Below are 19,825 nucleotides of genomic sequence, written 5' to 3'. Positions count from 1 at the left end.
AAGGACGTCAATAGCCGACGTGTGGCCTACGATCTCCATCCCGCAACGGTGAGTACCGTCATGCAACTTCAGAGATTTCCCGACGGATCCTTGGCGAAACGCGCGAAAACGTTCGCTGGCGGGCGCGCACTTTCCGGAGATTCAAGCGAGCCTGCACAAGCCCTCTGGATGGAACCTCCCGAATTGCCTCTCGACCTAGGCGGGCCTGTCGATCGCCCGTTCGATCGTATGGGGGCCGAATTTTCTGGCGTGCCCGCGATCACACATCTGGATGCGGTGGCAAAGAGATTTCCGAACAACGTAGCCATCAGCGATGACACTCGCCAAATCACATATTCGGATTTTCTGATCAGAGTTCTGACGCTGGCTCAGGCGATTGCAGCGGTGACTCCCGAAGGGCGGGCCGTCGGCTTGTTGTTGCGCCACTCGATCTGGCATCCGATCGCCATGCTTGCATGTATGGCTGCAGGACGCCCCTTGGTGCCCCTCAATCCACGCGACCCGGACCAGCGACTTGCTCACATCGTCGCAAATGCGCAGATTTCTGTACTGATTGGCCAGGGTGACAGTAGCTCCACCAAATGGATTGACGAAGACGGCCTGCGTTGGATCGATATTACACGCGCCAGCGAACTTTTCGGCGACGCCGCATCGCTTGAGCCGATCTCGGTGGATGCACCTGCCCTTGTGCTCTACACCTCGGGTAGCACCGGACAGCCAAAGGGTGTTGTGAATAGCCAGCGCAGCTTGCTCCAGCGCGTCCAGCAATATGCGGATGCATGCCACATAGACGCCACTGACGTCTTCATGCCTCTGAGCGGCCCTACGACCATTGCGGGCACCAGAGAGATGCTCACGGCCTTGCTGACCGGCGCAAGATTGCATATGGCGGATGTCGAGGCCCTTGGCCTTCGCGGCGTGTTGCGTCAGATCCGATCGCAGCAGATAACGATCACCTACATCGTTCCCGCTCTCCTGCGGGCAGTGATTACCGCGAGCGAAACCGGTGATTTCGAATCGCTCCGGGTTGTTCGCATCGGCGGCGAGAAGGTGCTGTGGACGGATGTTGCACTCGTCCGAAAGGTCGTGAAGCCCTCCTGCTTCATCCAGATCAGCTATTCGTCGACCGAGACTACCGGCACGCAGTGGTTTCTTCCCGACGAATGCAAGGAAAGTGATTTCAGCATACCCCCGGTTGGCTATTTGCTTCCCGGAATGTCGTTTGCCGTCGTCGACGACAACGGGGTGCCTGTGCCCACCGACGAGGTTGGGGAGCTGATCATTAAGAGTATGCACGTGCTGCTTGGTTACTGGGAGAACGGTCAGGTGCTCCCTGCATTACCCGACCCGGATGACGACCGTTGCCGCATCTTCCCGACAGGCGACCTTGTTACTGTCGATCCGCGCGGATTGATGCAGATGCTGGGACGAAAGGGGCGTCAGCTCAAAATCAATGGACGGCGTGTCGAACCGGCTGAACTAGAGGTCGTCGTACGCAGAATTCCCTATGTGAGCGACGCCGTCGCCATCGTCACCGATTCAAGCGAGCTGGTTATTTTTGCATCGCCAGGTCTCGAGGCCAAAGCAACATTCACGGCTGACGTTCGGGACGTCATCAGGCAGACGCTTCCGACCGCATTGCATCCCACCAGATTGCATGAAATCGCAGAGCTTCCGCGGCTCGCCGGCGGAAAGATAGACGTCGCGAAACTCAAGGTGCTGGATACCGAGAGCCGAAGAGGTCCAGCCCCACCTCAGCCCCCAGGGGCGGGTGAAGTGAAGCAAGCCGAAAAAATAGTGGCGCAGGTATGGACGCGGATCCTAGGTACGACCGACGTTGCCAGCCGCTGGGACGAGGCAGGTGGCGATTCCCTCAAGCTTCTGCGATGCGTGATGGAGCTGGAAGAGCTGGTCGGCCAAGAGCTCAATATGGAAGCCTTCACGGTGGACATGAGCGCAGCCGATATGATTCAGATCGTCGCTGCAGGTGGTCGATCGCAGCGGCAACAAGCCGCCGGAGAACTCCTGCCTCATCTGGTGATGTTGCCAGGCTCGATAGGTTACGGTCCGAGTCTGGCGGCGTTCGGGGCGCAGTTGAGCAAGACGGCTCATGTGATCCCGATCCGCTACCCGGATCTGACGTCTGCCCTGACCGGATGCGGCTCGGTCGACCACATGGCGACGTTGGCGCTGGAACAGATCAACGCCGTTCATCCTCGCGGCGACATACGTCTGATCGGCTATTCGCTGGGTGGCGGCGTCGCATTTGAAGTGGCTGCCCGGCTGATTGCGGAAGGCCGATCGGTGAAATTTCTGGGCATATTGGATACGAATATCGGCCCCCGCAGGAGTGACTATCGGGAGACCCTGTCGCGTACTCTGCAGAGAGTTAGATCACACCGGGTCACGATGTACCGAATGCTGTGTCGCGCTATCGCAAAATGCGTTGCTCGACTCCACTGGGAGGTAAAGTTCTGTCGAATTCTCGATGCGAGGATCTGGACGCACTTGGCCGGCACCCGCTTCATGCTCAAGTTGGAGCTTGAGGAGATTCTCCGGATGCAGGAATTCGGCCGTTGGGTGGCGAGTGCCAAACCTCGCTTGCCAATCACCGGAACGCTATTCCTTTGCAACCGGCGAGGGTCGCCGGCCCATCTCGGATGGGACTCTCTGTTTGCAAAGCTGGAGGTTATTCCGATTGCTGGCGGCCATCTCGATCTCGTTATCGACCCGCATTTGACCGTCAACCGACCGGTCATCGAACGAGCGATCACGTCGTCCTGTTCCTGATCTTCGACCAACAGATCCAACAGATTTGAACGAGGCGATGCAGATCGCAGAGGCCCCCTCTGGATCAAGGTCGCAAGTAGCTCCAGCCTCGCTCTTGCAGCTCCATGATCCGTACCACTCCGGATTTGGTGACCTTGGCCTGCGGGATGAGAGGAATATCTTTCGCCTCAGCTTTTGCCATGTTCTCGCGGGTGTTCCCGCATGCTGAAAAGGTCAGCTGTGGCATGGTTTCGCTCATGGATTTGATGCGCGCTTTGACGGGAGAAGTGTCATCTCGCAGCATATGCAGTCCGGGTCCAAAAACGACCACTTCGATCCCCACCTTTTGACCGATCTCGCTGTAGTGCTGAGCTACATTGCTGACATTATTGAGAGCGAGATTGATTGTCGCGGGGTCATTGACGTCAACCTGTACAACGAGCCGATGGGGCTGCATTCGGATGGCGGCAGTGGTCACCTTGGCGTTGGCGTTCATTTTGGCAGAAGTCTTGGCAGACGTATTGATTTCTACAGCGCCGCTGGTTTGGGTGCTCAGCATCAAGATACTCCCAACGGCGGCCATGCTGGCGAAGACGGCGAGTGATCTGTTCATGTTGTTTCCTTGAGTGTGCTGGGAGTGCGGGCTCAAGTGTGCGCGATAGCGTAATCGCGCGCGAACGGGCGGGTCAAGAATGGTTCAGACAATGCAGGCGTGATCTACTTAATTGCCGCGATTGGTGCGCCTACCTCGTTGTGACTACTTCCATTGCTACATCGACAAACGGCCGATGAAGGCTGTGTCATCAAAATGGACACACATAAAAGCTCACCTGAGTTGTCACGATGTGGTCACAGGCAGTTGAGGTAGCATCGCATTGGCTACCGCGATCCAAAGCTGTTGAGGGCTCCCGCGCAACAAGCAGAACCGCTGCGCGTGCCTCGTCTGCAGTAGGAGCTTGCATTCTGTGGGTCCTCATTGGGGCTGCGGAGGATGGGCTATGCGGTGAAAGCCAATTCCGCGCGCAGGCCTCCGAATCTTCTCAAACACGGGAGCGGAACAGGGCTGAAGCCCTTGCACCTGTGCTTGTCGCGCCCCCCCGAGCAGAACTCAATGCAGCCCAGTCGACGGCTGAAGCGACCAGCACCACGCTAAGACAGGCGCTTGATCAAGAGCGAGCTAGGGCAGACGCCCTTGCGGGTGAACTTGCGACCCTCCGGGCGGAACTCGAGACGGCGCGGGTGTCAGGCAAGGAATCTGCCCAGGCCATCGAGGTAGGGATCAGGCAAACGCAAGCGCTCGAACAGGAGCGAGACAAAACAATCGACCTTATGCGTGAGCTTGCCTTCCTTCGGACGGAACTCGACGCGGCGCGGATCGTGATTTCGAAAGCTGTGCAAGCCACCGAGGCAGAGATCAAGCAAGAGCAGGCGCTCGAACAGCAGGAGCGGTGGAAGGCAGACGCGCCCGCCTATGACCTTGCTTCCCTTCGGGCGGAACTCGATACGGTGCGGATCGCAGCTTCGGACGCCGCAAAAGCCACCGCGGCAGAGATCGAGCAAAAGCAGGCGCTCGAACAGCAGCTCAAACAGCAGCAAGACGGGACGGAAGCCCTCAAGCGTGAATTGATCTCTCTCCGGACCGAACTCGACGCGGCGCGTGCCGCGACGCCGGAGGCTGCGCGGATCGTCGAGGCTGCGAAGGTCGAACAAGAGCGCGCATCTGCAAAGGAGCGCAGCCGGACCGAGGCAGTCGCCCGCGAGCTCTCCTCGGCGCGTCAGCAGATCGAGGAGCATGCCAGCCGCCTCGCGGCGGCACACGCTGAGGTGCTTCGGGCGACGGAGGCCAGCAACACCACGGCAGCAGAGCAGAAGCGAGCTCTTGCCAGCGAGCGCGAGCGTGCTGAGGCACTTGTGCAGGAGCTTGCTCTTGTTAAGAACCAACTGGAGGCTCGAAACCAGCAGCTTGCTGCCTTGAGTGCTTCTCAGACTCTCGCTTCGCGCCAACCCGCCCCTACTGGCCGGAACGAAGGCGCGGCGGAGCCCCATGCGAAGACGACCGAGGGAAAGATCGCCTTGCCGCAGTGGGCTTCCACTCAGGCCGTCGCTTCATATGCGGAACGATCGTCCGTGTTGGAAACGCCACCGCAAGCACGGTCGACCACTCGCGAAGCCGTGCCAAGTGTGGAGCCGAAAGTCCCCGTGGCATCAGAGGCAACCGTGCTGGCGAGTGTCGCTCCCTATTCTGTGGCGGACGAACAGAGACTGCTTGTTCGGGCGAACGCATTGCTCCGGCAAGCTGACATCAGCGGGGCGCGCCCATTGCTTGAACACGCTCTTGGACATGGTAGCGCGCGAGCCGCCTTTATGCTCGCGGAGACCTACGACGCCCGCGTGCTGAAATCGTGGAGCGCACGTGGGGTCCACGGTGATTCCAGAAAGGCACTCGAACTGTATGAAAAGGCACAGGCGGGCGGCATTGAGGATGCGAAGGCGAGGATTGAGTCGCTGAAATAGCAGCCTGCTCCTGACGCGTCAGCCCTAGATGGTCATTCCGAGAATGGAGACTCGCATGTCGCTCATCAAGTTCTCATTTGCTATGGCATTAGCGGCGTTCGGGCTGCAACTGGCTGCCAATGCCCAATCTCTCCCGACGCGCGAGACGCAGGCTATGGCAGCGGTGAAAAGGACCGAAACGGCCGCGAAAGAGCGCATCAATGCATGGACTGTCGGCCTCGCCGGCGGGCTCATTGAAGGGGCTCCGCTTCGTCTCGCGGCAGAGATCGCTCGCGTCGTAAACGAGGAGGATAAGCTTCACGTCCTCCCGATCGTGACGCGCGGAGCAACGGAAAACGTCAATTCGCTGCTGTATCTTAGAGGCGTTGATGCGGCGATCATCAACACGGATGCTCTTGAGGAATATAAAGCTCAAGTTCCGTCTATCGAACGGCGCATCGTTTACGTTCTGAACCTCTTTCCGTCCGAACTGCACATATTCGTCCGCCCGGAGATCCGGTCGCTCGAAGAGCTTAAGGGAAAAAAGGTCAATTTCAATACGCAAGGTACGGCAGCCGCCTATTCCGGTCCGCTGATCTTCAGTCGGCTGGGACTAAACGTGGAAAAGATGTTCATTCCGCACCAGGTCGCATTGGAGCAAATGAAGCGCGGAGAAATCGCGGCCGTTGTGTTTGTGACGTCAAAGCCCGTCGACGCTTTTCTGAAGGGACGCTGGGATCCCGGATTTAAGTTCCTCCCCGTCGAATACGGCGCCAAATTTGAGGACTACTATCTTCCATCGTCTATCGATGCGGCGGACTATCCGAGTCTGGTGCCGAAAGGTGAGCGGATAGCGACGATTGCAGTCCCCACCATTCTTGCGGCCTATAACTGGCCACAACAGTCTGACCGATACCGGCGCGTGGCGCGCCTGGTCGATCACCTGTTTGGTCGCTTCGACCGGTTGCAGTCCCCTGGTTTCGATCCGAAATGGAAAGAGGTCAATCTGCGGGCCAGCGTGCCGAGCCTCGGCCGGTTTAAGCCGGCGCAGGAATGGCTTGATCTTCCGCAAGCCGTAACAGCGGGACGGTCCCCATGAAGGACACGGGTACTCTCGGTCTGGCTGTGCTCTTGATTATGAGCCAGACTGTGTGTGCTCAAACCGGTGGCGCCATAGATCGCCTGAAGACCTGCTCACAGTTTGAAGGCATGGAGCGCTTGAAGTGCGTCGATGAGCTGTTGGGGGAGATGACCGAAACCCACGCTACCACGCCGTCTCCAAGTCCGAACTGGATCATCAGCGAGACCACCTCTCCGGTGGATTATCAGCCGCAGATTGAGGCGCTGATGACAGCGCGCACAGCATCGCAAAATGCTGCCTCCGCGTTCGCCATCCATTGTCGCGCCCATCGCACGGAGTTGATAATTTCCACAACGGGATCCTGGAAGCAGGTCCCGGATGGCGAGGTGAAGGTCGCGCACCGGATCAACGAAGAGCCAGTTGTTGAACAGCGCTGGCGGGCGTTAGAAACGGGGAAAGGTCTTGCCTTTCCAGGCGACGTTGTTCGCTTGCTCCGCTCAATGCCGGATGGTGGCCAGCTTCTCGTTAAAGTCCACGTTGGGAAAGGTCCACCATATGAAAGTACGTTTCAATTGGTCGGCTTGAATGCCGTCCGACGCAAGATGGCGACGGCATGCAACTGGCCCGCGCCCTGACCGACGCGCGTACGAGTGCAGGACAACGCGACCAGTTCGCTCACCTCCGTCGCGAAGATACCAGCCCGACATATCTGCCGCGTTGCCGCATGCTCAGCTGCCCTTCGCACCCGCTCGTCCATTCAACGCTCCAACATCTTCAATGTCTTGGCATTGCGGCAACGACGGTTGTGCTGAACTGAACCAAGCCGCGGCGAGGCTTAGGCAAGTCGCGACGCCGGTTGGCCTCCTTAGTCCTCCCGCATGCCACGCCGTATCGCATCGGTCATCGGTTGCATGAGATAGGCAAGAACGGTGCGTTCACCAGTCGCGATCAGGACGTCGGCCATCATGCCGGGTTTGAGCTTCTCGCGAATTTTGTCGGGAAATTTGGTCACTTGCACTGAAACTTTGACTTCGTAGTAAGGCTGGTGCGTGGCTTCGTCGCGAAGCGCATCAGCTGCCACCGAAAGAACTTCGCCGATGGCGATCGGCGTCGAGCGAGCCTTGAACGAGGGAAGCCGAACTTCCGTGGGCATACCGATTTGTACGTGATTGACGTCGAGAGAGGATATTTTCGCGGCAACCACGAGGACGTCGTTGTCCGGTACGATTTCCATCAAGACGTCGCCCGGCTTGATCACCGCGCCGACCGTGTGGACTTTCAGATTGACGATACGTCCGGAGCGAGATGCGCGAACGTCCATTCGACCGAGAACGTCTGCGGCCATGCGTAGCTTCTCGCGCGCGTCGGCGAGCTGAGCGCGGGTGTCGGCAAGCTTACCGGTGGCTTCCTCCAGAACTTTCTGCCCGACCTGATTGATCTGTAACCGTGCTTCGTCGATGATCCGTCCGAAGCGCGCGATGTCGGCGTCGTATGAACCAATTCGGCCCTCAAGATCGGATTTGGAACGCTCCAGAGTCGCAATCCGCGCGAACGGAACAATCCCCTGGTCGGCGAGCGGCTTAAGCTTGGTATATTCCTGCGCCATGCTGTCGAACTGCGCGCGTGCAGCCTTGCTTTGCGCAGCGTTTCCCTGGATCTGGCGCTGCGCCTGTCCGATCTTTTCTTCAAGGATCGAAACCTCGATCTTTCGCGCGACGCGGCGTTCCTCGAACCGCCGCTTCTGGTCACCCATGGCACGCTGCGCAGAGGGATCGGAGGCCTTCTGCGTCAGTTCGGATGGAAACGTGATCGTATCGGCCCCATCGGCTTCCGCAAGCAGACGCGCCTCTTCCGCGATTGCCGAATACACGGCCGAACGCGCCATCTCCTCCCGCGCCCGGTCCTGTGTTGGATCGAGTCGCAACAGCACCTGTCCCTGTTCGACATGCGCGTCGCCCCTCACCATCAGGCTTTGGACGATGCCACCTTCCAGGTGCTGAACGGACTTACGGTCGCTCTCGACGACGATCGAGCCCGCAGCCACGACGGCACCGTCGATGGAGGCCAGGCCAGCCCAACCACCAAACACTACGAAGGTCAGGAACACGATACCAAAGCCGCGTCTCGCCGGAGTGCGCCAATCGCCCGATGGGCCGCCATTTGCGTTCCCGGCGTCGCGATTCGGGGATATCGACAGCCAGACCTTTGATAGCCAGATCAGCAACCGCGCCTTGATCTCCACAAATCGTTGCAAGACATCAGGCCTGCGAAACGCGTGGCCACCATCGCTCAAACGTCTGAGGAGTCGCGCCAGTTCGTCCTGAGCAGCAATCTCTGCTCGCAATTTAGGAATCTTCATCATTGCCTCGTGACATGGACAGGCCGAACCGAACTTGGGAACGGCGCGTGGCGCGAGGCCCCATCAACTCGGTGGCTTTCTGTTGCGATCCGCGGTTCGCGGCGCATGGGCGCAACGGTCTCACCAAGAAGCAAGGGAAGAAGCTCTTCGCGCGTACCCGCGCGCCCGATGCGTCCGTCATGCATGAAAACAATCTTGTCGACCAATGAAAGGAGATTTGGTCTGTGATTGATGATCACGATCGTCACACGCTGTTGACGGAGCATTTGGATGGCGTCAGCCAGAGCACGATCGCCGTCACCATCCAGATTGGCGTTCGGTTCATCGAGCACGACAAAGACGGGCCTGCCAAAAAGTGCGCGGGCCAACCCGATGCGTTGTCGCTGGCCGCCGGAAAGACCCGCCCCGTTTTCCCCGATGACAGTGTCGTAGCCCTGCGGCAGCCGCTGGATCATGGCATGCGCCGAAGCCAGCTGCGCCGCCTCGACAACCTGTTCATCCAACGCGCCGTCACGAAAGCGAGCGATGTTGTCGCGGACGGTCCCGGCGAATAATTCAACATCCTGCGGCAAGTAACCGAAACTTTGTCCAAGGAAACTGGCCTCGAAATGCCGGATGTCATTTCCATCGACGCGTACGCAACCCTGTGCGGCTGGCCAGGCTCCAACCAGCGCGCGCGCTAAGGAAGATTTGCCGGAACCGGACGCACCGACGATCGCAACAACTTCGCCAGGTGACAGCCGGAAACTGACATCGGAAATCGCCGCCAACTGCGATCCCGGTACCATAACGGTCAAAGCCTCGACGGAGATGTTGCCGACCGGGGGCGGCAATCGCGTCGGTTGTCTTTCCGTCGCCCGCGTCCGCAGAGCCTCGTCGAGGCGGGAAAAAGACGTCCGCGCCGACACGAACGCTCTCCATTGCGCGACAGCCGCCTCTACCGGTGCGAGCGCGCGCCCCATGATCAAGGAGGCAGCGAAGAGAACGCCTCCCGAGATCTCCTGATGAATTGCCAGGTAAGCCCCGACGCCCATGATCGCCACTTGAATCGCCATCCGCAGAAATTTCGAGATTGCGAGCAGCGTTCCGCCGCGTTCTCCGGCCTTGGCGCTTTCAACGAGCGCCTGTCCATGCGTGGCGCCCCAGGCGGCGCGTATGGCAGGCCCCATTCCGAGACCACGGATCGCTTCCGCGTTACGAAGCGAGGACGTCAATCGGTCCAGAGCGTGGAGATTCTTGAACGAAGCCGCCATCAGCGGCGCTTTGGTGGCGCGCTCATTGAGAAAGGCGAGCGCAAGGATGACCAGCGCGCCTGTCAGAGCAACCATGCCGATCGATGGATGAAGCAGAAAACACATGCCGAGAAAAATCGGAGTCCAGGGTGCGTCCATCAGAGATGTGATCACGCCGCCGGATAGAACGTCGCGCAATGTGTCGACGTCGCGCAACAGCTGAACATGATGCGAGCTTCCTGTGCGCACTGCCTGCGCGAGAGCCGTTTCGAAAGCTTCTCCTGACAGCAAATGGTCGAAGCGAATTCCGGTTTGCACGAGAACACGGCTGCGAAAGTGCTCGAGTGCTGCGTAACTGATGAAAAGCGCGAGCGCGATCAGCGAAAGCAGCAACAGCGTCATCGCGTTTCGGCTCGTCAGCACGCGATCGTAGATCTGCATCGTATAAAGCGGCGAAACGAACACCAGGAGATTTATGAAGATAGACAGCCCGCCAGCGGCAAGCAGGCCTGGACGTATCTGGCGGAAAGCGTCCGCAAGCGCGGGCGGTCTTGCTGAAGTATACATGTGTGCATCCAGGCCGCCCGGATCGGACGGCGCTAACGTTAGAGAAGCCATATGCGAAGAAGCGAGCGCGAATTGGCTCGTACGCAACACATCCCGCACTGCGCGAGACGGCATTCCTCTCGCGACCATACTGGCCGCGATGATCCCCAAATTGGGGGGCCATGAAGGCCCCCCAAGTCGCTTTCATATGCGCGGATCACCGCGCATATGTCGTTCTTTGTCGCAGACTCAGTTCTGCGGGTTTACCAGTGCCACGAATGGTGATCCACGTGATGGTTGTTGTGGAGGCTAGCGAGATCCAGATGCGGCGCCAGAGTTGCGTCGGTGACGTCGCTCGAAGCCGTATCCGTTGCAGCCGTCGCTGCTGCGGTTGCAGCGGGCGAAGCGGATGCGTGCTGATGATGACCACCCCAGAAAGATTTGTTCCCATCCGTGAGATGAGAGAAGTCCAGCCTGTGATGGTGGTTGTGCCCGGAGTTGCCGACGTCGGTGGCCGGAGCCGTCGTCGTCGGCTCGGTGGTCGTAGGCGCAGTCGAGGTGTCGACAACGCTGCTGGAAGCGGTATCCGCTGCAACGCTCACGGACGCGGTTGCCGCGGATCCGTGGTGATGGTGTCCACCTCCGGATGATGTGCTTCCATCGGTCAGCTGGGAGAAGTCCAGCTTGTGATGGTAGTTATGCCCGGAGTGGCCGGCGTTGGTGGTCGGCGCCGTCGTCGTTGGCTCGGTGGTCGTGGGCGCAGTCGAGGTGTCGACCGACGCTGTGTCGGTAACGCTGCTGGAAGCGGTATCCGTTGCAGTGCTCACGGACGCGTTTGCCGCGGATCCGTGGTGATGGTGTCCACCTCCGGAACCGGACGATGTGCTTCCATCTGTCGACTGGGAGGAGTCGGCCTTGTGATGATGGTTGTGCCCGGAGCCGCTGGTATCGGTGGTCGGCGCCGTCGTCGTTGGCTGAGAGGCCGTGGGCGTCGTCGAAGAATCGCTCGAAGACGTCGTATCCGTCGAGGTGCCGCTATGCGACGTATCGACCGGCGTCGTCGGGTTGCTGCTCGACGTGTCAACCGGAGTCGTGCTTCCAGTCGATGTCGAATCCGTCGTCGTGGTGCTCGTATTGTGCTGCAGGAATACGTTCTGGAGCGCTTGCGAGTTTTCCAGCGCCACGTCTCCGTTCTGCGATCCCCAGGCGTAGGCGTAGTCGAAAGCCGGATTGGGAACGACAGATGCCCAATGGTCGAGCATTTGCTGTTCCTGCGCGGCGGTCGGCATCACATAGTGACCACCCTGATCGGTGACCCAGTTACCGCCGCCGAATGTCTGAAATACCGGGACGATGCTGGCCTCCGGAATTCCAGCGGCTTTGGCGGCAGCGACAGCCTTGTCAATCATGCTGTAGTCGACTGTGGAGCTATCCGACCGCACCGGATACGGATCGATTCCGAAGAGGTCGATATGGGTGTTCTCCGGGGTGTACGTATTCGCGAAGCTGGGATTATCCGAAGATCCCATGTTCATCATGGTGATGAACGTCTTCGCACCCGGAACGTTGGCGTGAATCCAATCGGACTCAGCCTTCAGGTTTGCAGCGGTCACGAGGGTATTCCACTGCCCCGTGGGATCTGGCTCGTCCTTAAGGAAGAAACCGTAGACGTTGGGATTACCGATGTAAGGTTTCACAGCGTCGATGAAGCTCTGGGTGACGCCGTCACCCTGATCGAGCCAGACGAGGCCCTTCACGCCTGCCGGCAAAGCGTTCACTTGCTCCACCGACGAAACGTCGGCAAGATTGAAGCCTGCTTGAGCTGGAGTGAAGTTACCTTGTGCGTCGATGTTGTCGCCTGATGCGTAGTGTAATGTTGCCAATACCGTTCCCCTGTATTGTAGTACGTTGACGAGGCCCCCAAGAATCTTCGTAAAAGTAAATGCAGGTATGTAACTACAGTTCTGCGTTAGCTTTGATCGAAGCGCCCATGGATTAACGTTTGTTTACGTTTGAGGCGGGAGTTTGTCGCAGCACCGGACGAAACAGTGAGTTTATTGTGCTAAAACTTGGAGGCTGGTATCAGAGAAGTGTTAGCACGGTGCGTAACGATTCAATCTGTTCGCAGCGGTACTTTTCGATAGTCCCGATGCGGTGAAGGAACTACACAAGCGCGCATAAGTATCGCTGAGAGAAATGATACTCGGTGACGCGCGTTTCGCTTTCCTCTGCTGCAGTTGCACTCGTGACGACGACAGCAAGCTTCTCTCCGACCTCGGGTGCCCATTTCGGGCGTCGCGTTTCGGAAAGCCCGCAATACCGGCGTGCCGCGATCTCGCTCCTTCAGCGGAAAATGCGTGCGCCAGTGCCGGGCCACATCAATGCCGCGGCAGAACCAGACTCCGTCAATGCACTTCATGTGCTCGAGCAACTAGATCAATCTGCCGGCGCGGCTGTGCTGGCCGATGTCGTGCAGGCCGATCGACAATAGCTTCGGCGAATCCCTGCTTCCGAAGCATGCCTGTCAGGATCGCGAGCTTTCGGATGAGATCGAGAAGCAAGCGCCCGCTAATCGCAAAGAGGGCGGCCGCACCACGCAACAAACGTCATGATGCCGATTGTACAAGCTCAGGCATCAGCTGTTTTGAGCCATCGAGAAACACCCTCACTGCGTCGTTGACGATGTCGTCCAGTCGCTCCGGTGTCGGCGTGTCGTAGACGAAACGCCGGATGGCCATATAGAAGATGCGGCCGTGCAAGCCCCAGAACATTTCGACTTCGCGCTCCGACAGCGGTACCTGATCGCTTGAAGGCAGCTTCAACTCGTGACGAAGCTCGCGGCAGGCGGGTTCGATGATTTGTTCGCGGACGATCTGAAGATAGCGCTTGGTGATGTCGAACGATTTCATTCCGGAGAAGACGAAGATTCTCACCCAGTTGTATTCGAAGACCTGCTCGACATATTCCAGATAGAAGCGCGACAGCCGTGCCTGCAGCGAGAGCGTGCGATCCTGGATCAGGCCGGCCCACGATGGTGACCAGCGGCTGAGATAGATCTCTTCATAGACGCGTTCGATCAGCGCTTCCTTGCTTGGGAAGTGCCGATAGATAGCCGAATGCGTGATGCCCATGCGCTTGGCGAGTTCGCGCGTCTGCCCGCCAAAACCATGCTCGGCGAAAAATTTCACGGCTTCATCGACGATGAAGCGCTCGCGCTCCGCCGCGCGCATGTTGCGACGCGGTGGCTTTTCGACTGATTTGATGGGCTTTTTTGCCATTTTTGCTTCGCGTTGCGGGAGTTCTGAATAGCTCAATTCGAAAAAGAGACCAAATGGTCATTTTAAGTTGACCGGGGGAAATCGACGTGTTCTAGATTTCCGACCAAATGGTCACAACTGGACGTCCGCGAGACGTTTAGGGAGAAGACGTTGAAGGCGAGGGCGTTCAACTATGTGAGGGCTTCCACCGTGGTGGAGGCTTTGAAAGCGTTCGAGGAAGCCGGCGACGATGCGAGTTACATCGCAGGTGGCCAGAGCCTCGTACCGGCGCTTGCCTTGCGTTTGCAGGCGCCGCAATTGCTGATCGACATCGCGCATATTCCGGCACTTCGTGGCATCGACCTGCAGGGTGACTGGTTGCGCATCGGCGCGCTCACCCGCCATCACGAAGTGCTCACCGATCCGTTGATCCGCCGGCACGCGCCGCTCTACAGCGAAGCCGCGCCGCATGTGGCGCATCCGGCCATACGAAACAAAGGCACCCTCGGCGGCAGTATCTCTCATGCCGATCCCGCGTCGGAATTCCCGGCGATAACGTTGGCGCTGGGCGCCGAGCTCGAAATTGCTAGCCGCGACGGCGTACGTCGCGTGCCGGCCGACGATTTCTTCCTCGATCTGTTTCAGACAGCGATCGAACCGGGCGAGCTGCTTGTCGCGATTCATGTGCCGGTGGTTCAGCCCAATCATCGCTGGGCCTTTCATGAGCTTGCGCGTCGGCGTGGCGACTTTGCGTTGGTCGGCTGCGGTGTTCTCGCCGAATTCGTCGATGACGTCGTCAAACAGGTGCGTATTGCGTTCTTCTCCGTCGGCAACACGCCGCTGCGCGCCCGGCAGGCCGAGGACAGTCTGATCAGCAAGAGGCTGGATCAGGCCGCGATCGCTGCGGCCCAGGCCGTCGTCGGCGACGATCTCGATCCGCCTGAAGACGAGCACGCGCCGCCTGCCATGAAGCGCCATCTTGCGCGCGTTCTTCTTGGCCGACTGCTGGGCGAGATCGCGAGGCAGGGCGCATGAGCGATCTCGTCAATGTCACCATGACGGTGAACGGCACTGAGGTGTCGCACAGCATCGCGCCGCGCATCACGCTAGCGGATTTCCTGCGCCAGGCGCTGGAACTGACCGGCACCCATACCGGCTGCGAGATGGGCGTTTGCGGCGCCTGTCTGGTTATTCTGGATGGCCGCGTCGTACATTCTTGTCTGACCTTCGCGGTGCAGGCGAGCGGGGCGGCCATCGAGACGGTAGAAGGTCTCAGTGATCGGGCGGTGATTGCGGACATCCAGGAGGCGTTCCATCAGCGTAACGCCCTGCAATGTGGCTTCTGTACGCCCGGCATGTTGATGACAGCCCACGCCCTGTTGTCGCAGCCAGGTGTGCCGTCGCGTGAGGACATTCGCGACGCACTGTCGGGCAATTACTGTCGTTGCACCGGTTATGAGGCAATCGTCGATGCGATCGAGAAGGTCGCGCGCGAGCGTCATGCGGGCGCGAATGCTTCGGCTCCCGAGGAGGTTGGCGCATGAGCGTGCTAACCCCACTTGACCGTCCGAATTCCTATATCGGCCGCTCGGTGCCGCGCCCCAACGCCAAGCGGTTGCTGGCCGGCCGTGGACGCTATGTCACCGACATCACGCTGCCGCGCATGCTGCATGTAGCCTATGTACGCAGTCCATACGCGCATGCGCGCATCCTGTCGATCAACACGCAGGCGGCGCGCGAGATGCCCGGCGTGCGACTGGTGGCTACCGGCGAGGATCTCGCAAAACTGTGCGCGCCATGGATCGGCACCATGGATCACTTCAAGGGCATGAAGTCACCGCCGCAGCTGCCGTTGCCGATCGACAAGGTCGTATGGTCCGGCCAGGCGGTTGTCGCGGTCGTGGCCGATACGCGCGCACTGGCTGAAGATGCAGCGGAGGCGGTGTATATCGAGTTCGATGAACTGCCCGCCGTTGTCGATATCGACGCTGCGCGCGCACCGGATGCGCCGGTGATTTCACCAGAACTCGGCAGCAATCTCTGTTTCCACGGTAAGATCGATACCGGTGGTGTCGAGGATGTCTTCGCCGGCGCCCCGCATGTGGTGGAGGAGGAGTTTCACTTCGGCCGCCATACGGCGGTCACCATGGAGCCGCGCGCGATCATCGCTGATTACGATGCCAGCGAGGGGCAATTGACGGTGCATCATGCGACGCAGACGCCGTATCAGTTCCAAGACATCTATGCCCGCCACTACGGCCTCCCTGAATCCCGCGTCCGCGTGATCGCACCGGATATCGGCGGTTCGTTCGGCATGAAGCTGCACATGTATCATGAGGACATGGCGGTGGTCGGGCTCAGCATGATGCTGGGGCGCCCGGTGAAATACGTCGCCGATCGCATCGAATCTTTCGTGTCCGACATTCACGCGCGAGATCACCGCGTCCGCGCGCGCATGGCGGCGGATATTGACGGCAATATCCTGGCGATGGATGTGGAGGACGTCACCGGCATCGGCGCGTTCTCTGCCTATCCGCGCACCAGTGTGGTCGAAGGTAATCAGGTCTATCGCCTGATGGGCGCGCCTTACACGTTCAGGAATTACCGGGCCGATCTGCAGGTGGTGTTCCAGAATAAGGTGCAGATGAGCCAGTACCGCGCCGTCGGGCATCCGGTCGCCTGCACCGTCACCGAGCGGCTTGTGGATATGATCGCTGACAAGACGGCGCATGATGTGTTCGACATCCGCAGCCGTAACATGATCGCCGACGATGCCTATCCCTGCACGTCGCCGACCGGCTACCAGTTCGAAGCGCTGTCGCATCATGCCTGTCTTGCCAAGCTGAAGGCGATGATGGACTACGACCGGCTGCGCGCCGAGCAGGCGGAGCTGCGCACCAAAGGCATTCATCGCGGCATCGGCATTGCCACCTTTGTGGAGATCACCAATCCCGGCCCGGCCTTTTACGGCGTCGGCGGTGCGCGCATCTCGTCGCAGGATGGCGCCATGATCAAGGTCACGCCGTCGGGGGATGTTCATTGCTCGATTTCAGTGACCGAACTCGGGCAGGGTACCGAGACCATCATCGGGCAGATCGTCGCCGAACATCTCGGCGTCGATCGCGATCGCATCAAGGTGATGACAGGCGATACGGACACCACCCCGCATGGCGGCGCGACCTATGCCTGCCGTGGTGCCGGTATCGGCGGCGAAACGGCGTTGCAGGCGGCCAAAAAGCTGAAGGCGAATGTGCTGGCGGTGGCCGCGGCCATCCTGCAGGACGAGCCGGATAAGCTCGACATCCATAACGGCTGGATCGTAGATGTCGCGACCGCCCAGCAGCGTATCGAACTCTCCGAGATCGCGCGCATCGCTTACTTCCGTTCCGATACACTGCCGCCCGGCACCCAAGCGCAGCTGTCCGTCGCGCATCACTATGCGCCGCAGGGCTATCCCTTCGCATTCACCAATGGCGTTCAGGCCTGCCATCTCGAACTCGATGTCGAGACAGGTCTGGTCAAGATACTTAAGCTGTGGGTGGTCGAGGATTGCGGCCGTGTCATCAATCCGCTGCTGGTCGACGAGCAGATCCGCGGCGGCGTCGTGCAGGGGCTCGGCGCGGCGTTCTTCGAGGAATGCGTCTACGGAGACAGTGGCCAGCTCACCAATGGCTCGCTCGCCGACTATCTCGTGCCGATGGCGGTGGAGATGCCGGACATCGAAATCGGACATGTCGAGACGCCGACGCTGGATACCCAGCTCGGCGCCAAGGGTGTCGGCGAGGCCGGCACGGCTGCGGCATCGGCAGCAGCGCTTAATGCGATGAATGATGCGATGAAGCCATTCGGAAGCACGGTCGCGCAGGTGCCAATGACACCGGCACGAATACTCAAGGCGCTTGGACACATCTGACCCATAAAAGAAATCAAACGGAGGACATCATGACGAAGGACATTCGAGACACCAAACGCAATCATATCTCGCGCCGCCACGTGCTGGCCGCGCTCGGCACCGGCGCGAGCGTCGTCGCCATGCCGTGGATCGCACGCGCTGCCGATGACACGATCCGCATCGGCTTTCCGACACCGCTGACCGGCCCGTTCGCGGCGGAAGCCAAGGATCAGGTCAAGAGCGCAGAGCTCGCCGTCAAGCAGTTCAACGACAAGGGCGGCGTCAACGGTCGCAAGATCGAGCTGCTGGTGCGCGATGACAAGCTCAATGGCGGCGAGGCGGCGACCCGCACGCTCGAGCTCATCGAAAAAGATAAGGTGCATGCGATCGTCGGATCGCTGTCCAGCGCGGTGCAGCTCGCGGTCAATGAAGTGACGCGTGCCCGCGGCGTGCTCTATGTCTCCATCAGCCAGTCCGACACCATCAATGAGGTCAAGGACTTCAGCAAATACACCTTCCATGAAGCGCTCAACCCGACGATGACCGCAGGCGCGGTGGCGCGGCACGCCTTCAAGAAGGGCACCAAGGTTGCGCATCTCGTGGCCGACTATGCCTATGGCCATGAAATGCTGCGCGGATTCAAGCGTGCGCAGGCCGTGATCGGCGCCGAGACCGTTGGTGAGATCATGCACCCGTTCGGTGCTGCGGATTACTCGACTTTCATGCCGCGTCTGCGCTCGATGCGTCCGGATATCCTGTGCATCAGCAATTTTGGCCGCGATCAGGCCAATTCAATCAAGCAGGCGGTGGATTTCGGCCTCAAGCAGCAGGCCAAGATCGTCGTGCCAGTGTTGCTGCATAACCAGCGGCTGGCGGTGAGCCCGGAAGTGTTCGAAGGGGTCGTTGGCGGCTCTAACTACTATTGGGGCCTTGAGAGCCAGTTGCCGAGCGCCAAGGCATTCAACGACGCCTATCGCGCAGCCAATGGGGGCGCGATCCCGACCGACTACGGCGCCTATGGCTATACCGGCGTCTCGTCGCTGCTGCAGGCGATGCAGGTGGCGGGCGGTACCGACACCGACAAGGTGATCGCGGCGCTGGAAGGCCTGAAATACGATGTCGCCAAGGGCCCGCAATATTATCGCAAATGCGATCACCAGTCGGTCCAGTCGGTCCTCGTGCTCGAGTCCAAGAAGAAGGCCGATATGAAGGGCGACAGCGATCTGTTCAGCATCGTGGCCAATGAGCCGGCTTCGGAAAACGTGCTGCGCAGCTGCACTGAACTCGGCTTCCCGGCCTAACGAAAGCATTCGTCGTCCATGGATACGGAACTCATTCTGATGCAACTCTTCTCCGGAGTTGCCCTCGGTGCGATCCTCGTGATCACCGCGCTCGGCCTGTCGATCATTTTCGGCATGCTCGGTGTGGTGAACTTCGCGCATGGCGCGCTGTTCATGGTCGGCGCCTATGCCGGGCTGTGGGTCGCCTCATTGACCGGTAGTTTCTGGTGGGGGCTGCTCGTTGCCCCCATCATGATCGGCGTGTTCGGGATGGCAATCGAATATGTCCTGATACGTCCGCTTTACGGCCGTTCGATCGACGATCCGCTTCTGCTCACCTTCGGTCTCAGCTACGTGCTGGTGGAAGGCGTGCGGATCGTATTCGGCAGTGACGGCATTCCATTCCCGACGCCGTCATCACTGACCGGGGTGGTCGATCTCGGCGTCGGTTTCTTTCCGATCTACCGCATCTTCGTCGTCGGCGTCGTCTTCCTGGTCGTGGTGCTGCTGTGGATGGGGCTGGAGAAGACCAAATTCGGCCTGATCGTGCGCGCAGGGGCACGCGATCCGACCATGATGAAGGTACTTGGCGTCGATATCAGCAAGGTCTGGCTGCTGGTGTTCGGGCTCGGTGTCGGTCTCGCCTCGCTCGGCGGCGTGCTCTCCGGCCCGATGCGGTCAGTCAATCCCGAGATGGGCGCCTTGGTGCTGGCCGAAGCCTTCGTCGTGACTGTCATCGGCGGCCTCGGCTCGCTGGTCGGCTCGATCATCGCGGGTCTTCTGGTCGGCGTCGTGATCAGCATGACCGCGCTATTCGCACCGGAAATGGCGACCATCGTGATGTTCGCATTGATGGCCATCGTTCTTCTGATCCGGCCGCAGGGCCTGTTCGGCAAACTCGCGTAACGGAGCGGAC

The 19,825-nt window shown here is 59.7% G+C and carries 15 protein-coding genes; 10 read left to right on the top strand and 5 right to left on the bottom strand.

Features of this window, described 5'->3' with window-relative positions; all coding sequences use genetic code 11:
• Positions 1 to 60: 60 nt before the first annotated feature.
• The gene (locus AC1DUY_RS18810) at positions 61 to 2,790 is read left to right on the top strand and encodes an AMP-binding protein (protein WP_478116190.1); all 2,730 of its coding nucleotides are present in this window, start codon (positions 61 to 63) and stop codon (positions 2,788 to 2,790) included.
• A 64-nt stretch (positions 2,791 to 2,854) separates the two neighbouring features.
• Here the strand turns inward: AC1DUY_RS18810 and AC1DUY_RS18805 are convergent, their stop codons facing one another.
• The gene (locus AC1DUY_RS18805) at positions 2,855 to 3,382 is read right to left on the bottom strand and encodes a DsrE family protein (protein ID WP_478116189.1); all 528 of its coding nucleotides are present in this window, start codon (positions 3,380 to 3,382) and stop codon (positions 2,855 to 2,857) included.
• 626 nt (positions 3,383 to 4,008) lie between these two features.
• Between AC1DUY_RS18805 and AC1DUY_RS18800 the strand changes: the two genes are divergently transcribed.
• The 3 genes from AC1DUY_RS18800 to AC1DUY_RS18790 are packed head-to-tail and all read left to right on the top strand — an operon-like array spanning position 4,009 to position 6,978.
• The gene (locus tag AC1DUY_RS18800) at positions 4,009 to 5,283 is read left to right on the top strand and encodes a coiled-coil domain-containing protein (protein WP_478116187.1); all 1,275 of its coding nucleotides are present in this window, start codon (positions 4,009 to 4,011) and stop codon (positions 5,281 to 5,283) included.
• Positions 5,284 to 5,338: 55 nt separating this feature from the next.
• Positions 5,339 to 6,361, top strand: coding sequence for a TAXI family TRAP transporter solute-binding subunit (locus AC1DUY_RS18795; RefSeq protein WP_089266912.1), 1,023 nt, complete (start codon positions 5,339 to 5,341; stop codon positions 6,359 to 6,361).
• Positions 6,358 to 6,978, top strand: a complete 621-nt coding sequence (locus AC1DUY_RS18790) for a type VI secretion system-associated protein TagO (protein WP_175369522.1) — start codon at positions 6,358 to 6,360, stop codon at positions 6,976 to 6,978. The genes AC1DUY_RS18795 and AC1DUY_RS18790 overlap by 4 nt, the downstream gene beginning before the upstream one ends.
• A gap of 230 nt (positions 6,979 to 7,208) precedes the next feature.
• On the opposite strand, the gene AC1DUY_RS18785 is transcribed toward AC1DUY_RS18790, so the two are convergent.
• From AC1DUY_RS18785 to AC1DUY_RS18775, 3 genes are all read right to left on the bottom strand, one after another.
• Positions 7,209 to 8,705 (bottom strand): HlyD family type I secretion periplasmic adaptor subunit, encoded by a 1,497-nt coding sequence (locus AC1DUY_RS18785; RefSeq protein WP_439061197.1) that lies wholly within the window; start codon positions 8,703 to 8,705, stop codon positions 7,209 to 7,211.
• The gene (locus AC1DUY_RS18780) at positions 8,702 to 10,501 is read right to left on the bottom strand and encodes a type I secretion system permease/ATPase (protein WP_231078472.1); all 1,800 of its coding nucleotides are present in this window, start codon (positions 10,499 to 10,501) and stop codon (positions 8,702 to 8,704) included. The genes AC1DUY_RS18785 and AC1DUY_RS18780 overlap by 4 nt, the downstream gene beginning before the upstream one ends.
• Before the next feature lie 242 nt (positions 10,502 to 10,743).
• The gene (locus AC1DUY_RS18775; protein ID WP_478116183.1) at positions 10,744 to 12,363 is read right to left on the bottom strand and encodes a calcium-binding protein; all 1,620 of its coding nucleotides are present in this window, start codon (positions 12,361 to 12,363) and stop codon (positions 10,744 to 10,746) included.
• 323 nt (positions 12,364 to 12,686) lie between these two features.
• Between AC1DUY_RS18775 and AC1DUY_RS18770 the strand changes: the two genes are divergently transcribed.
• A complete protein-coding gene (locus AC1DUY_RS18770; RefSeq protein ID WP_478116181.1) occupies positions 12,687 to 12,971 on the top strand; it encodes a hypothetical protein in 285 nt (94 codons plus the stop codon).
• A 115-nt stretch (positions 12,972 to 13,086) separates the two neighbouring features.
• Here AC1DUY_RS18770 and AC1DUY_RS18765 read toward each other — a convergent pair whose 3' ends face one another.
• A complete protein-coding gene (locus AC1DUY_RS18765) occupies positions 13,087 to 13,758 on the bottom strand; it encodes a TetR/AcrR family transcriptional regulator (protein WP_320446305.1) in 672 nt (223 codons plus the stop codon).
• 150 nt (positions 13,759 to 13,908) lie between these two features.
• On the opposite strand from AC1DUY_RS18765, the gene AC1DUY_RS18760 reads away from it, so the two are divergent.
• The 5 genes from AC1DUY_RS18760 to AC1DUY_RS18740 are packed head-to-tail and all read left to right on the top strand — an operon-like array spanning position 13,909 to position 19,815.
• Positions 13,909 to 14,772 carry an FAD binding domain-containing protein gene (locus tag AC1DUY_RS18760; RefSeq protein ID WP_478116179.1) on the top strand — a complete coding sequence of 288 codons (864 nt, stop codon included), beginning with the start codon at positions 13,909 to 13,911 and terminating at the stop codon, positions 14,770 to 14,772.
• A complete protein-coding gene (locus AC1DUY_RS18755; protein ID WP_478116177.1) occupies positions 14,769 to 15,281 on the top strand; it encodes a (2Fe-2S)-binding protein in 513 nt (170 codons plus the stop codon). The genes AC1DUY_RS18760 and AC1DUY_RS18755 overlap by 4 nt, the downstream gene beginning before the upstream one ends.
• Positions 15,278 to 17,650 carry a xanthine dehydrogenase family protein molybdopterin-binding subunit gene (locus AC1DUY_RS18750; protein WP_478116175.1) on the top strand — a complete coding sequence of 791 codons (2,373 nt, stop codon included), beginning with the start codon at positions 15,278 to 15,280 and terminating at the stop codon, positions 17,648 to 17,650. Before AC1DUY_RS18755 ends, AC1DUY_RS18750 begins: the two co-directional genes overlap by 4 nt.
• A 29-nt stretch (positions 17,651 to 17,679) precedes the next feature.
• Positions 17,680 to 18,930, top strand: a complete 1,251-nt coding sequence (locus tag AC1DUY_RS18745; protein ID WP_089266640.1) for an ABC transporter substrate-binding protein — start codon at positions 17,680 to 17,682, stop codon at positions 18,928 to 18,930.
• 18 nt (positions 18,931 to 18,948) lie between these two features.
• The gene (locus tag AC1DUY_RS18740) at positions 18,949 to 19,815 is read left to right on the top strand and encodes a branched-chain amino acid ABC transporter permease (RefSeq protein ID WP_089266642.1); all 867 of its coding nucleotides are present in this window, start codon (positions 18,949 to 18,951) and stop codon (positions 19,813 to 19,815) included.
• Positions 19,816 to 19,825: the final 10 nt, after the last annotated feature.

It is taken from the genome of Tardiphaga sp. P4_G1 (assembly GCF_056401215.1).
The sequence above is the reverse complement of the archived record's forward strand: the minus strand, read 5'-3'. Positions and strand labels throughout refer to the sequence as shown.